This is a genomic window from Mesorhizobium sp. B2-1-8 (assembly GCF_006442545.2).
Classification (GTDB): Bacteria; Pseudomonadota; Alphaproteobacteria; order Rhizobiales; family Rhizobiaceae; genus Mesorhizobium.
In genome coordinates this window covers 4,761,326-4,774,043 of the sequence record NZ_CP083952.1, presented here as the reverse complement: position 1 = coordinate 4,774,043, position 12,718 = coordinate 4,761,326, and the positions used below count along the sequence as shown (strand labels likewise).

The following is a 12,718-nucleotide window of genomic DNA, read 5'->3' as shown; positions in this document are numbered from 1 at the left end:
GGCGGCAGGTGTGGTCTGCCGCACCCGCCAGGATTTCTAGCTCAGCTCCTTCGGCCGCAGGCAATGTGTCAGCCGCGCGGACGTCAGGCCGGACCAGTCGTCTTCAAGGACGAAGCGCGCGAGAGCCGCTGTCGGAAACTTTTCCTCGAGCCTCTTGCGCGCCTTCGCCTCCGATCCCGGTCCGGCAAGCTGTTTTGCCAGGTCCTCAAGCCCCGGATTGTGGCCGAGAACCACCAGGCAGCCGCTCGACGGGTCTGCTTTGCGTATCTCGCTCAGAATATCCGCCGCTGAAGCATCGTAGAGCGCCTCGGCGAACGCGACCCGGGGATGCACGGGCAGTTCCGCGGCGACCAGCCGCCACGTATCGCGGGCACGCATCGCCGGCGACACCAATGCCAGGTCCGCCAGCCACCCGCGCGCGGCAAGCTCACGGCCGATCAATCGGGCTGCCTTCAAACCACGTTCATCGAGCGGCCGGTCGAAATCATCGAGGTCGGGATCGTCCCAGCTCGATTTGGCATGGCGCAAGAGGAGCAGCTGTTTCATCGGCATTGCTCAGGACCAGGAAATGTCGGCATTGAAATCCTTGCCATGTCCCCCACCATACCTCGCGCCCGTGGTAGCATCAAAGGCCGCCGCCAAGGTGCCGAAGATGAACAGGCCTACAAATTGCTCGTTCCGATCCCACCTAACGGCGACATCTGCCTCGGTGATCGCCCACGCGCCTGATTGAATATGAATGTTGGCGACGATCGGTCCAAACGCCTGGCCCTTGATCTCGCTCAGATAGAAATAGGCCGTAGCGTTTTGTGGTCCATCGGTCTCATCGTATTCGAAGACACCGGCAAGATCACCTTTTGTTCGAATTGCGCTGTCAAAGATATCCAAGGGGTTCGATCCTAAAGCAGCGTCGAGACATCGCGCGCGCCGTGCACAATGCGCACGATTTCGATCTGTCCCTCGGCCAGGCGATAGAGGATCAGATAGTTGCCAATGGTCAATGCTCTGGCGTCGACGCTGATGCCGGGTCTGCGAGGTCCAGATTCGGGAAAGGCAGCAAGCTCCAGGATGCGCTCGGCGATAGCATCCAGAAAATGGTCTGCGGCAGGCGGGCTGCCCTCGGCGATGGCAAGCCAGATATCGACAAGATCATTTTCCGCCGCCGGGCTGCGGATGATCGGCATTCTTGCCACAGGCTATTTCTTGGCGGCTTCAACGAGCCGGCCGCGGGCCTTCCGCTTGATGTCCTCGACATCAAAAGCAGAAGATGGACCGCTCTCCAGCCCCTCCGTCCAAGCCTTGCGCAATCGCTCCACTTCGGCTTCGCGAAGCGGCTCGCGCAGGCGCCACTCGCGGAGCGCCTCGCGGATCACTTCACTTGCCGATCCATAGCGACCGCTGCCGACGGCATCTTTGACCATCTCCAGCAATTCAGGAGAAAGCGCTACGCTGACTTTCTCGACTGTCGTCATTGAACTTGTCTCCTTGATTGGAAAGTAGCAATATGTGCTACCAACCTCAAGGTTAGGGCGTGATCCGCGCCAGATGCTCGAGATCGGCTTCCTCGCGCAGCGGGTCGGGCGCCATCACCACCGAGGTGCCGTTGTCGGCATCGTCGGCAAAGTGGGCAAGCACGGCGCGGCCCGCCTCCATGCGCGCCTTGCCTTCGGCCACCAGCCCCAGCGCCAGCGGATAGAGCCGATGCTCGGCCTTCAGCACCCGGGCGGCCAGCGTATCGGCATTGTCGCCGACCATCACCGGCACCGCCGCCTGGGCGATGATCGGGCCGTCATCCATCTCGGATGTCACGAAATGCACCGTGCAGCCATGGATGCGGATGCCGGCGGCCAGCGCGCGGGCATGGGTATCGAGGCCTTTGAAGGCCGGCAGCAGGGCAGGGTGGATGTTGATCATGCGGCCCTGCCATTTCTGGACAAAGCCGGGGGTCAGGATGCGCATATAGCCGGCCAGCGCCACGATCTCGGCGTTGAAGGCCGCGAGTGCCGCGTCGATCGCCGCGTCATGCGCCTGCTTGCTGCCGTGGTTGGCGCGGGAAATGACCTGTGTGGCGATGCCGCGTGCCCTGGCGATGACGAGGCCGGCGGCGTCCGCCTTGTCGGAGATGACGCCGACGATCTCGGCCGGGAAGGCCGGGTCGCTGGCCGCCGCGATCAGCGCGGTCATGTTGGAGCCGCGCCCCGAAATCAGAACGACTGTGCGTTTCCTCCGCGCGCTCATAGGCCGATCGAGCCACGATAGATGACGCCGGCGTCGCGGCGCGGCACGATGCGGCCGATCGGCGTCACCGTCTCGCCAGCCTCCTGCAGCACTGCTGCGACCTGGGCCGCCTGACCCGAAGCGACAGCCAAAATCATGCCGATACCGCAGTTGAAGGTGCGCATCATCTCTTCCGGCGCCACGCCGCCGGTCTTGGCCAGCCAGGAGAACACGGGCGGCACGTCGATGGCTTCGAGATCGAGCTCGGCCGAGAAATCCTTGGGCAGCACGCGCGGGATGTTTTCCGGGAAGCCGCCGCCGGTGATGTGCGCCAGCGCCTTGATGCCATGCGTGTTGCGGATCGCCTTGAGGAGCGATTTCACATAGATGCGGGTCGGCTCGAGCAGCGCCTCGGCCAGCGTTGCCTCGTCGTTGAACGGCGCCGGATCGCTCCACGCCAGGCCGCTGGCGGCAACGATGCGGCGCACCAGGGAAAAACCGTTGGAATGAACGCCGGAGGAGGCAAGGCCGAGCAGCACGTCGCCCTCGACGATGTCGTCGGTCGGCAAAAGCTGCCCGCGTTCGGCCGCGCCCACCGCAAAGCCGGCAAGGTCATAGTCCTTGCCGTGATACATGCCGGGCATTTCGGCGGTCTCGCCGCCGATCAGCGCGCAGCCGGCCTGCCGGCAACCCTGCGCGATGCCGCCGACGATCGCGGCGCCCTGGTCGGGATCGAGTTTGCCGGTGGCGAAATAGTCGAGGAAGAACAACGGCTCCGCGCCCTGCACGACGATGTCGTTGACGCACATGGCGACGAGGTCGATGCCGATAGTGTCGTGTTTTCCCGCTTCGATGGCGATCTTGAGTTTGGTGCCGACGCCGTCATTGGCGGCGACCAGCACCGGATCGGTGAAACCGGCCGCCTTGAGATCGAACAGGCCGCCGAAGCCGCCGATCTCGCCATCCGCGCCTGGCCGGCGCGTCGCGCGCACCAGCGGCTTGATCTTCTCCACCATGAGATTGCCGGCATCGATGTCGACGCCGGCCTCGGCATAGGTGAGCCCGTTTCTGCGCTTGGCCGTTTTGTTCTGGCCCGTTTTATGCTGGCCGGTTTCGCGCTTGCTCATCGCAATGTTCCTGCTCGTTTGCGGGCTCTTCGCATGAACGGTTTCGGTCCGCAAGGATAACGGCCGAACCGGGCGCCGTTTGGTTGACAAAAGCGTGGATAGCCGGGGCATCGCACGCTGCGTCTGCTGCTGGCCCATCCTGCTTCTCCCTTGCCTCGGCCTTCCATCTCCCTCATCTATCTCGAGGCATAATACGGCGGGACAATGCGTTGACCATCCCCAACCTGATCACCATCCTGCGCTTTGTGCTGGTGCCTGCCGTGGTATTGGCCATGTTGCAGGCGCGTTGGGAATGGGCTTTTGCCGGCTTCGTCGTTGCCGGCGTTTCCGACGGTGTCGACGGTTTCATCGCGCGCCGCTTCAACCAGCAGTCCAAGTTCGGCGCCTATCTCGATCCGATCGCCGACAAGCTGCTTTTGGTTTCAGTGTTCATCGTCATGGGCTTCATCGGGCAATTGCCGCTGTGGCTGGTCGTCACCATGGTGTCGCGCGACGCGCTGATCGTGTGCGCGGTCCTGTTGTCCACGGTGATCGGCCATCCGGTCGAGATAAAACCGTTTCTGGTGTCGAAGGCCAATACTGCCATACAGATCGTGCTGGCGGCGGTTGTGCTGGGTGAACTCGCCTTTGCCGTCCATCTCGACCCTCTGCGGCCCAACCTCATATTGCTGTCCTGGGTCTTGACCGTGGCTTCGGCCGCGGCCTATCTCGTGGCTTGGCTGAGGCATATGAGCGGCTATGGCGAAGGCGGTAAACCGGGCTGACAAGCCCAACGACAGCAAGGCTGCCCGCAAGCCGGCCGCCCGCAAAACGATGGCGCGGGACAAGACCGTCGACGACCAGATGGTAGTGGTCGTGCCGGCCGGCGAGACAGCGGCGGAGGCCGAGGCGTCGGCCACGTTCCGACGGCAGATCTTCTTCTGGCTGGCGGGTGCCGCGATCCTGGCGCTTTTTCTTTATGTCTTCAGCGCCATCCTGCTGCCCTTCGTCGCCGGCATGGTGCTTGCCTATTTTCTCGATCCGGTCGCCGACCGGCTGCAGCGGCTCGGCCTCAGCCGCTTCATGGCGACGGTGGTCATCCTCGTCGCCTTCCTGATCGTGCTGGTGCTGGCCTTCGTCATCCTCATTCCGGTGCTGGCGACGCAGATGGCCGATTTCGCCGGCAAGCTGCCGGAATACCTGACCCGGCTGCAAGGCCTGATCACCTCCTTTGATCCGAAATGGCTGGAACAGAAATTCGGCGTCAACGCCAATGGTCTGCGCGACGGGTTGAACTCGCTGCTGACCTCGGGCTTCGGCCTGCTCACCACGGTTTTCACCTCGATCTGGAGTTCGGGCGTGGCGCTGGTCTCGGTGGTCAGCCTGTTCGTGGTGACGCCCGTGGTTGCCTTCTACATGCTGCTCGACTGGGATCGCATGGTGGCGGTCATCGACAGCTGGGTGCCGCGCGACAACGTGGCGACGGTGCGCGCCATCGCGCGCGATATCAACACCGCGACCGCCGGCTTCGTGCGCGGGCAGGGCACGCTCTGCCTTGTGCTGGCCGCCATGTATGCCACTGGCCTGACGCTGACGGGGCTGAACTTCGCCATCCTCATCGGACTGTTCGCCGGGCTGATCTCCTTCATCCCCTATGTCGGCTCATTGACCGGGCTGGTGCTGGCCGTCGGCGTTGCCTTCGTCCAGTTCTGGCCGGACTGGACGATGATCATCGCCGTTGCCGTGGTCTTCTTCATCGGCCAGTTCATCGAAGGCAACATCCTGCAGCCCAGGTTGGTCGGCAAAAGCGTCGGTCTGCATCCGGTGTGGCTCATGTTCGCGCTGTTCGCCTTCGGCGCGCTGTTCGGTTTTGTCGGGCTTTTGATTGCCGTTCCGGCATCCGCGGCGGTGGCCGTCCTGGTGCGGTTTGCCATCGCCCGCTATCTGGAATCGCCGCTCTACAAGGGCCATGCAACAGAATCAGCGCCGCCATTGCCGGCCGATCGCGGTGGCGGCCATCGCACGCAACCGCGTCGCTGACGTGAGCGCCCAGCGAACAGATCCGCCGCGCCAACTGCCGCTCGATCTCGGCCACGGCACCGGTTACTCGCGCGACGAGTTGGTCGTCTCCGGCACCAACAACCAGGCGGCCGCGCTGGTCGACCGCTGGCCGGATTGGCCAGCACCAGTGGTGGTGCTGGCGGGCCCGGCTGGTTCGGGCAAAACGCATCTGGCCTCGATCTGGCGTGCCCGCGCCAATGCGCTGGCCGTCGACGCCGGGCGCATGGGTGACAGCATCGCCAATCTCGGCGCGCGGCCGGCGCTGATCGACGATATCGATAACGGCGTGGTCGATGAGCAAGGCCTGTTTCATTTGATCAATGCCGTGCGCGGCGCCGGCTCGACGCTGCTTTTGACGGCGCGGCGCTTTCCGTCGGCCTGGGGCGTCAAGCTGCCCGATCTCGCCTCGCGGCTGAAGGCGGCGGCAACCATCGAGATCCACGAGCCCGACGATCTCTTGCTCGCCGGCGTCATCACCAAGCTGTTCGCCGACCGGCAGGTCGAGGTCGAGCCGCATGTCGTGCAGTACCTGGTGCGGCGCATCGAGCGTTCGCTGGCAACCGCGATGCGTGTGGTGGAGCGCCTGGATCGCACCGCGCTGGAGCGCAAGATGCCGATCACAAGGGCGCTGGCCGCCGAGGTCGTGAGCGCCATGGACGAGGGGCAGGGCGAATTCGAGATTTGATGGCTTCAGTGTTCCAGCGCTTCTCCGTCTCGACCTGAGTCCCGTTTTGGGAAACAAGACTGGCACCGGTCTTGCAGCGTGAGCTTGCCGGCTGACCCCGGTCCTGATTGCGTTCCAAATCAGGTTGTAGGCTCGCCGGGACGAGGCGGTTGGGGTTCTCGCCCGGCGAGCTTGCCTTCCTTGAATACCGCTCGCCGGGAAATGGCACTGTCAGCCAATGAGCTTGCGGCCAATCACAGCCACATTCTGACGAAATGCCGGACCAACAGGTAGACGGCGGAATGCGCCGCGATATAACAGGCCGCGACCAGCACGAACATCCCGATGCTGGCAGGCCAGGAACGGGAAGCGGCCATGCCCGGAACCAGCTTGGCTTGCCTGCGGCTCTCTCGATTGTTCCACATCGCCAGCGCCGCACAGGCGATTGCCCACGCCGCCATGAACGGAATCGCCACGCCCGCATAGGCAAAATAGGCCGGCCCGAACAGCGACACCCATGCATCGATCCCAAACACCGCAAATCCCCCGTTTGCCGGAGTTTAAGCCGGCAATGGCGAGGGAAGCGAGCCGGAAATGGTGAAACCCCGGTGCGGGCCTAAGCCCTTCGGTGCCATCGGTATCGCACTTTGAAGAGAAATGGTCGGAGTGGAGAGATTCGAACTCCCGACCCTCTGGTCCCAAACCAGATGCGCTACCAGCCTGCGCTACACTCCGAACGGTCTGTTGCCTAGTCATTTCGGTGTTACATGGCAAGTGCAAAAACCTTGCCGCCGGTGCCAATGCGCAGTAATGACGGCCTAGAGGCGGCGATGCCGCCTTGCACAACAAAGAGGTGGCCATGTCCGCGCGCATTTTCAGCCCAGCCAAAACCGCGATGCAGTCCGGCAAGGCCAAGACCGGCCATTGGGTGCTGGAATTCGATCCTGAGATGCGCAAGAAGATCGACCCGCTGATGGGCTACACCACGTCGGGAGACATGAGAAGCCAGATCAGGCTTACCTTCGACACGCGCGAAGAGGCGGTCGCCTACGCCGAAAAGGAAGGGCTTGCCTTCCGTGTCGAAGAACCGAAAGAGACCAAGCGCCGCCAGATTTCCTATGCGGAGAATTTCCGCTATGACCGCAGGACACCCTGGACGCATTGACCGGCGGCCAGTGCCAAGTATTTCAGCCGGCCCGTCGGCCGGCCAGCGGTCCCGTAGCTCAGCTGGATAGAGCACCGGCCTTCTAAGCCGATGGTCACAGGTTCGAATCCTGTCGGGATCGCCATAATTTCAATGGCTTACGCCGCATGACCTCACGGGGTCAACCATTCCTCACCCTCGGCTGCCAGTGTCGCAACGCCGTGCGGCGAAAGCCTGGAACGGGAGTCTCAGGTCCGTTCGCGCGGCGGCCCTGGAATTATTTCGTGATCTGCCCGGTTGGAACTTCGGCCAAAACCATGCGTTCGGGGGCTTGTATTCGCGGGTCCTCATATAATGCGATGGGGACCGGCGGGGTGGGGCAACACAAGCGCGGGTTGGGGGAGGAGAAACCAGGTTATGTCGAAACGTGAGATTGGAACGTCCCCTGCCTTGGGGCGGCGTATCGCCGAACTCAGGGCGCGAATGCACGATGCCGAAATTTCTGGCCAAGAGATGAAAATTTTCCATAAGGTCGCCGCCATCATGGGAACTGGCGACGGTTCCTTGCAACTGGATGCCGACGACCTGATCGCGGCGTCCTTCGTCGCCGAACGGGTTGGGTCGGCGCCCAGCCGCTGACTTCGGAAATTCTCCCGCATCGAAATGCGGTGAGTAAATTTGCCACAACCGGGGCACGGCCGCCTATTGGGCGTTCGTGCCCCGCTCTCGGCTATGTCATCTTGTCTCCCAGTCATCCGATCTCGAATTGAAAGGAAAGTCTTATCATTTTGTTTGCGTTGGCACGTCATAGTAGGGACGGCTAACGGAGTGGAAGGGATGAAGCTGGACCTGTCGCCGACCAGCTGGGGCAGGGTGATCGCCGTCACCGCCGCCGGCACGGCATTCTGCATTGCCGTGGCGTTTTTCGTCGATTCGTTCAATTTCCCCTATCTTTCGCCCGAGGCGGTCTGGCGCGCGAAGCTGACAGACCTTCTGCTGCCGCTGGTGCTGGGTGGCTCGTTCTTGTTTTTCCTGATGTGGAAGATCCGCCAACTGGCGATAGCCCAGCGCGACCTCAGCGTCATCGCCGCGACGGACAGCCTGACGGCGGTGCTGAACCGCGGCGCCTTCTCGATGCTGGTCGAGGCCTATCTCGAGCAGACCCGCAAGCGGGAAGAGACCCGTTCCGGCGCGCTGCTGATCATCGATGCCGACCACTTCAAGTCGATCAACGACCGCCTCGGCCATGATTGCGGCGACCAGGCGCTCAAACTGATCGCGCAGGCGATCAAGGGCCAACTGCGCGGCGGCGATATCGTCGGCCGGATCGGCGGCGAGGAGTTCGGCGTGTTTCTTCCCGGTGTCGACCCCTCGCAATCCTGGCTGGTTGCCGAGGGGATCCGCCGACGGATACGCGAAATGGACTTTTCCCCTGGGGGCCGCTCTTGCCCGCTTTCCGTCAGCATCGGCGGCACCAGCTTCAGCGGGCCGACGACCTACGAGGCAATATTCGCCGCCGCCGACAGGCGGCTTTATGCCGCGAAATCGAATGGACGCGATCAGGTCAGCTTCGATCCGTCGGAAGCCTCCCTGGTGTCCCCACCCAGCATCGCCACCGTGCACTGATGGTAGCCTCGGCAGCGAGCGGACACTGACCGCTTCCTTGACGCTTGCTTGTCTGTATGCTTCCTCCGGGCAAGTATGGAATGTCGCCAAAAATAGTCCTGCCTCTTAAGCCCCTCGATCGTGCGGTTCGCGGGTACGGCACGGCCCTTGGATGCAGGCAATTGAATGGCGAAACGCCCCGGGGTAGAGCCCAGTAAGCACCGCGATCATGATCCATTTATTCAACGGCTTTCAGAACCCGTTTGGCGGCAGTGAGCGCGAAACCCTGGACTTGTACCGGCTGTTGAGCGCCGACTCGCAGGTGCACCTCTGGGCAACCTCGGCACGCGCATCCGAAGACCTGATGCGCGAATTTCCGATACGCCGCGTCTCGACGGCAACACGCAACGTGCCGGATGGCGGCATCTATGTCTTTCTTGGTGCGCATTGGCGCAACAAGATATGGCCTTATCTGATCCCGCGGCCACGCCGGCTGATCTATGTCTTCAACACCTTTCATCCCAAGATGATCGCGCTGACGACGCGCAGGCCGCGCTTGCTGGGTTGGCCCGGTGCCGAACTGGTGCTGATCTCCGACTTTCAGAGGCGCATGCTGCAGGTCAAAGGCGTCGTCCATGCATCGCCGATCGATATCGAGTGCTTCTCGCCACGGCCGGCAAGGCCAAACGGTCCGTTCACGGTGGGACGGCTGAGCCGCGACACGGCGGACAAGCATCACGCCGACGATGTGGAACTCTATCAGGCATTGCTTGCCGATGGCGTGGCGGTGCGGATTCAGGGCGGCATGCCGCTCAAGGGCAGCCTCGCACCGCATCCGCAACTCGAACTCCTGCCGCAGGGTGAATTTGCCGCCGAACAGTTTCTGCCGACGCTCGACGTCTTCTACTATCGCACCGGCTCGCATGTGGAGACGTTCGGCCGCGTGGTATTCGAGGCGATGGCCTGCGGTTTGCCCGTCGTATGCCATTCGCATGGCGGCTATGCCGACCATATCAGGCATGGTGAAAACGGCTTCCTGTTCGAAACGACGCAACAGGCGGCACGCATACTGACCGAGCTTGAAGCCGATCCGGCGCTGCGGGCGACTGTCGGCCGCAAGGCGCGACAAACCGTCGAGCAACTGTTTTCGCCGCAGGCGCTGCAACAGCGGTTGGATTTCTATCGGCGTTAGCGGCGCCATCTGCCTTCAGATACTCTCGGACAATCCACGTAGCCGTTTGGCATCAATCCCGACATCGCGCTAAAACTTACATCACGTGAATCGCGGGGCGGCCGTCATCGGTGCGCAGACAGATCGGGCAGGGCTTCTACCGATGACATTGATGGGCGCGGCGGCACTGCTGATCCTGGTCCTCACCTATGCCGGAGTAGCCATCGGGCGCATACCTGGCTTGCGTCTCGACCGGGCAGGCATTGCGCTGCTTGGCGGCGCGGCGATGATCGCCATCGGCGCACTCAGCATGGAAGACGCCTATCGCGCCATCAATCTCGACACCATCACGCTTCTGCTCGGCATGATGATCGTGGTGGCGCATTTGAAGGTGTCGGGTGCCTTTCGCGGTCTCGGCGCAATCGCCATCGAGCATGCACATGCGCCGTTCATGCTCCTGGTGATGGTGACGCTCCTGACCGGCGTGCTGTCGGCCTTCCTGGTCAACGACGCCATCTGCCTGGTCATGGCGCCGATCGTCGTCCACGTCACCCGCGTCATCAACCGCGACCCGATCCCCTATCTGATCGCCACCGCCACCGCTTCGAACTGCGGCAGCGTCGCCACCATCACCGGCAATCCCCAGAACATGGTCATCGGCGCGCTGTCGGGGATTTCCTATCCGGCCTTTTCGGCGGCGCTCGCGCCGGTCGCCCTTTTTGGCCTCGTCGCGGTCATCATCATTGTGCGCATCGTCTACCGGGCCGAATTCACCCGCACCGCCGAGTTGACGCCGTATGTCGCGCGCGGCCGCATGCATCGCGGCCAGGTGCTGAAGGCGGTGGTCGTCTGCGTCGGGCTGGCCATTGCTTTCTTCGCGGGTGTTCCCGTAGCCAAGGCGGCGCTCATCGGCGGCGCCATTCTGCTGCTCACCCGCGGCATCAAGCCATCGCGCATCTACCGCGAGATCGACGGACCGCTGCTGTTCATGTTCGCCGGTCTGTTCGTGGTTGTTGCCGGTGCCGAAAAGACGCTGCTGACATCAGATATCATCGCCTCGGCCAAGAACATCGGGCTCGACGATGTCTGGAGGCTGTCGGGTTTCACCGCCGTGTTGTCCAACATCATGAGCAATGTTCCGGCCGTGCTGGCGCTCAGGCCATTCATACCCGGCCTGGAGAACCCCGAGCGCGCCTGGCTGGTGGTGGCCATGAGTTCCACGCTCGCCGGCAACTTCACCTTGCTCGGCTCGGTCGCCAACCTGATCGTCGCCGAACAATCCAAGGCCGCGGGCACACAGTTGTCTTTCGGCGCCTTCTTCAAGGTCGGTCTGCCGCTGACGCTGATCACGCTCGTGGTCGGCACTGCCTGGCTGGCGTTGGGCCTCTAGGACGAACGCAGCGGCTTGCGCCCTGAAAGCAACCGGACCAAGCGGTTCTCCATTCCGGCATCACGCAGCCCAAGCCTCGCGCCAGCCCGCCTGGCTGCTTTGATATGGTTGGGACTACGATGGTTCAACATGCCCCGAAAGGAACCGTCTGTCACAGCACGCCACGAATAGTTAAGCCGCCAATTCCTTGCCTGCCGTCTGTATGCGTGCGACTGCCGCCAGCAGGTCGGTCTGTGTGATCAGGCCGAGAATGCGCCGCTCGCCGTCGACGATGACCACGGCATGGCTGCGGCCGTCGGTCAGCGCCGGAAGCAGGCTCATCGCCGGCGTCGCGGGCGAGGCGGTGCCGGCTTTTGCCATCACGCCCTTCACCGTATCGACGGCTTTCGTCAGTTCGCGCAAGCCGACGGCGCCAACCAGCCGGGCATCCGCGTCGACAACCGGCAAGGTGCGGATATTGTGATCGAGCAGTTGCCGGCGTGCCTCGTCGGCGGTGGCTTGCTCGGGCACCGAGACCACGTCGCGCGACATGATGTCCTCGCACAGCAGCGTCCGGTGCGACCGCGCCATGGCCTGCCATTCGACCTGTCGCAGCAGTCGTTCGAGGTCGTCGCGGTCGACATCGAAGGTCTCGTCGAGCGCCGTCAGCGCCGCATCGATGTCCTCGGGCCGGAAACCGGCGCGCTGCTGAGCCGGCGGATCAGCGGTACCGTGGCTGTTGGCGGCCGGTGCGGCGACATGCGGGTAATTGCGCCGCGCCAGCTTGTGGAAAAGCAAGCCCAGCGCCACCAGGATGGTCGAATTCAAGGCCACCGGCACGAATGGGAACAGGAAGCCCGCGCTGATGACGGCCGGCCCACCGAGTACAGCCGTCAGCGCGGCGGCGCCCCCCGGCGGATGCAGGCAGCGCGTGAACGACATCGCGGCGATGGCCAACGCCACCGCGAGGCCCGAGGCCATCACCGGATCATGGACGAAATGTGCGACGGTCACACCGACCAGCGCCGATATGGAATTGCCGCCGATGATCGACCATGGCTGCGCCAACGGGCTCGCGGGTACGGCAAACAGAAGCACCGCGGATGCGCCCATCGGCGCCACCAGCAGGGCCACATGCGGGCCGCCGCCCATCGCCAGCCCGCTGATCACGCCGGTCAGCGCGATGCCGATCGTGGCGCCGATACAGGCCAGGATGCGTTCACGCAGCGTCGCGCCGGCGAGGATGGGGACGAAAAGACGAAAGGTCATGGGGAACTTTGCGAGGAATGGGTCTGTCGAGAATGCGTGCGACACGCAATGCAGCCGAATTCGCCGATTTGAAAGTCAAACAAATCCGTAAAGTCATGACGCCGGAGAATAA

The 12,718-nt window shown here is 63.2% G+C and carries 16 protein-coding genes and 2 tRNA genes; 9 read left to right on the top strand and 9 right to left on the bottom strand.

The annotated features are described in order from the left end of the window. Positions 1 to 36: 36 nt before the first annotated feature. From FJ970_RS23505 to purM, 6 genes are read right to left on the bottom strand one after another with little or no spacing between them, the layout of a single operon-like run. Positions 37 to 546 (bottom strand): SixA phosphatase family protein, encoded by a 510-nt coding sequence (locus tag FJ970_RS23505; protein WP_140761915.1) that lies wholly within the window; start codon positions 544 to 546, stop codon positions 37 to 39. A gap of 9 nt (positions 547 to 555) precedes the next feature. After that, positions 556 to 888, bottom strand: a complete 333-nt coding sequence (locus tag FJ970_RS23500) for a hypothetical protein (protein WP_140761912.1) — start codon at positions 886 to 888, stop codon at positions 556 to 558. A gap of 11 nt (positions 889 to 899) precedes the next feature. Beyond that, positions 900 to 1,184: a type II toxin-antitoxin system RelE/ParE family toxin gene (locus tag FJ970_RS23495; RefSeq protein WP_140761909.1), complete on the bottom strand. Its 285-nt coding sequence runs from the start codon at positions 1,182 to 1,184 to the stop codon at positions 900 to 902. Between the two features lie 12 nt (positions 1,185 to 1,196). After that, positions 1,197 to 1,472 carry a type II toxin-antitoxin system ParD family antitoxin gene (locus FJ970_RS23490; RefSeq protein ID WP_140761905.1) on the bottom strand — a complete coding sequence of 92 codons (276 nt, stop codon included), beginning with the start codon at positions 1,470 to 1,472 and terminating at the stop codon, positions 1,197 to 1,199. 52 nt (positions 1,473 to 1,524) lie between these two features. After that, positions 1,525 to 2,238, bottom strand: a complete 714-nt coding sequence (gene purN / locus FJ970_RS23485) for a phosphoribosylglycinamide formyltransferase (protein WP_140761902.1) — start codon at positions 2,236 to 2,238, stop codon at positions 1,525 to 1,527. After that, positions 2,235 to 3,344: a phosphoribosylformylglycinamidine cyclo-ligase gene (gene purM / locus FJ970_RS23480; RefSeq protein WP_140761899.1), complete on the bottom strand. Its 1,110-nt coding sequence runs from the start codon at positions 3,342 to 3,344 to the stop codon at positions 2,235 to 2,237. The genes purN and purM overlap by 4 nt, the downstream gene beginning before the upstream one ends. A gap of 209 nt (positions 3,345 to 3,553) precedes the next feature. On the opposite strand from purM, the gene FJ970_RS23475 reads away from it, so the two are divergent. From FJ970_RS23475 to hdaA, 3 genes are all read left to right on the top strand, one after another. After that, positions 3,554 to 4,108, top strand: a complete 555-nt coding sequence (locus tag FJ970_RS23475; RefSeq protein ID WP_140761896.1) for a CDP-alcohol phosphatidyltransferase family protein — start codon at positions 3,554 to 3,556, stop codon at positions 4,106 to 4,108. A 79-nt stretch (positions 4,109 to 4,187) separates the two neighbouring features. Then, a complete protein-coding gene (locus tag FJ970_RS23470) occupies positions 4,188 to 5,363 on the top strand; it encodes an AI-2E family transporter (RefSeq protein ID WP_140762070.1) in 1,176 nt (391 codons plus the stop codon). Between the two features lies 1 nt (position 5,364). Further along, the gene (gene hdaA / locus FJ970_RS23465; RefSeq protein WP_140762067.1) at positions 5,365 to 6,069 is read left to right on the top strand and encodes a DnaA regulatory inactivator HdaA; all 705 of its coding nucleotides are present in this window, start codon (positions 5,365 to 5,367) and stop codon (positions 6,067 to 6,069) included. 233 nt (positions 6,070 to 6,302) lie between these two features. Here the strand turns inward: hdaA and FJ970_RS23460 are convergent, their stop codons facing one another. Together FJ970_RS23460 and FJ970_RS23455 are read right to left on the bottom strand one after the other, a co-directional pair. Further along, the gene (locus tag FJ970_RS23460) at positions 6,303 to 6,563 is read right to left on the bottom strand and encodes a hypothetical protein (RefSeq protein ID WP_227791882.1); all 261 of its coding nucleotides are present in this window, start codon (positions 6,561 to 6,563) and stop codon (positions 6,303 to 6,305) included. A gap of 143 nt (positions 6,564 to 6,706) precedes the next feature. After that, positions 6,707 to 6,783: transfer RNA gene (locus FJ970_RS23455), tRNA-Pro, on the bottom strand. A gap of 124 nt (positions 6,784 to 6,907) precedes the next feature. Here FJ970_RS23455 and FJ970_RS23450 point away from each other — a divergent pair. The 6 genes from FJ970_RS23450 (at position 6,908) to FJ970_RS23425 (ending at position 11,358) form a co-directional block, all read left to right on the top strand. Further along, entirely contained in the window at positions 6,908 to 7,213 is a 306-nt protein-coding gene (locus FJ970_RS23450; protein ID WP_015318428.1) for an ETC complex I subunit, read from the top strand. 47 nt (positions 7,214 to 7,260) lie between these two features. Further along, positions 7,261 to 7,337: transfer RNA gene (locus FJ970_RS23445), tRNA-Arg, on the top strand. A 272-nt stretch (positions 7,338 to 7,609) separates the two neighbouring features. Continuing rightward, on the top strand, positions 7,610 to 7,831 hold the full coding sequence (locus tag FJ970_RS23440; protein ID WP_140755748.1) for a hypothetical protein: 222 nt from the start codon (positions 7,610 to 7,612) through the stop codon (positions 7,829 to 7,831). Positions 7,832 to 8,029: 198 nt separating this feature from the next. Further along, a complete protein-coding gene (locus FJ970_RS23435) occupies positions 8,030 to 8,818 on the top strand; it encodes a GGDEF domain-containing protein (RefSeq protein WP_140755746.1) in 789 nt (262 codons plus the stop codon). A gap of 208 nt (positions 8,819 to 9,026) precedes the next feature. Beyond that, positions 9,027 to 9,989, top strand: coding sequence for a glycosyltransferase family 4 protein (locus FJ970_RS23430; protein ID WP_140755744.1), 963 nt, complete (start codon positions 9,027 to 9,029; stop codon positions 9,987 to 9,989). Between the two features lie 142 nt (positions 9,990 to 10,131). After that, positions 10,132 to 11,358: an anion transporter gene (locus FJ970_RS23425; RefSeq protein WP_140755742.1), complete on the top strand. Its 1,227-nt coding sequence runs from the start codon at positions 10,132 to 10,134 to the stop codon at positions 11,356 to 11,358. A gap of 171 nt (positions 11,359 to 11,529) precedes the next feature. Here FJ970_RS23425 and FJ970_RS23420 read toward each other — a convergent pair whose 3' ends face one another. Then, on the bottom strand, positions 11,530 to 12,606 hold the full coding sequence (locus tag FJ970_RS23420) for an HPP family protein (protein WP_140755740.1): 1,077 nt from the start codon (positions 12,604 to 12,606) through the stop codon (positions 11,530 to 11,532). Between the last annotated feature and the right edge of the window lie 112 nt (positions 12,607 to 12,718).

Excerpts from the sequence above, each read along its gene's own strand:
- FJ970_RS23420 (WP_140755740.1), bottom strand. The coding sequence starts at position 12,606 with ATGACCTTTCGTCTTTTCGTCCCCATCCTCGCCGGCGCGACGCTGCGT.
- FJ970_RS23440 (WP_140755748.1), top strand. The coding sequence starts at position 7,610 with ATGTCGAAACGTGAGATTGGAACGTCCCCTGCCTTGGGGCGGCGTATC.
- FJ970_RS23425 (WP_140755742.1), top strand. The coding sequence starts at position 10,132 with ATGACATTGATGGGCGCGGCGGCACTGCTGATCCTGGTCCTCACCTAT.
- FJ970_RS23470 (WP_140762070.1), top strand. The coding sequence starts at position 4,188 with ATGGTAGTGGTCGTGCCGGCCGGCGAGACAGCGGCGGAGGCCGAGGCG.
- FJ970_RS23435 (WP_140755746.1), top strand. The coding sequence starts at position 8,030 with ATGAAGCTGGACCTGTCGCCGACCAGCTGGGGCAGGGTGATCGCCGTC.
- FJ970_RS23430 (WP_140755744.1), top strand. The coding sequence starts at position 9,027 with ATGATCCATTTATTCAACGGCTTTCAGAACCCGTTTGGCGGCAGTGAG.
- purN (WP_140761902.1), bottom strand. The coding sequence starts at position 2,238 with ATGAGCGCGCGGAGGAAACGCACAGTCGTTCTGATTTCGGGGCGCGGC.
- FJ970_RS23495 (WP_140761909.1), bottom strand. The coding sequence starts at position 1,184 with ATGCCGATCATCCGCAGCCCGGCGGCGGAAAATGATCTTGTCGATATC.
- purM (WP_140761899.1), bottom strand. The coding sequence starts at position 3,344 with ATGAGCAAGCGCGAAACCGGCCAGCATAAAACGGGCCAGAACAAAACG.
- FJ970_RS23505 (WP_140761915.1), bottom strand. The coding sequence starts at position 546 with ATGAAACAGCTGCTCCTCTTGCGCCATGCCAAATCGAGCTGGGACGAT.
- FJ970_RS23490 (WP_140761905.1), bottom strand. The coding sequence starts at position 1,472 with ATGACGACAGTCGAGAAAGTCAGCGTAGCGCTTTCTCCTGAATTGCTG.
- FJ970_RS23450 (WP_015318428.1), top strand. The coding sequence starts at position 6,908 with ATGTCCGCGCGCATTTTCAGCCCAGCCAAAACCGCGATGCAGTCCGGC.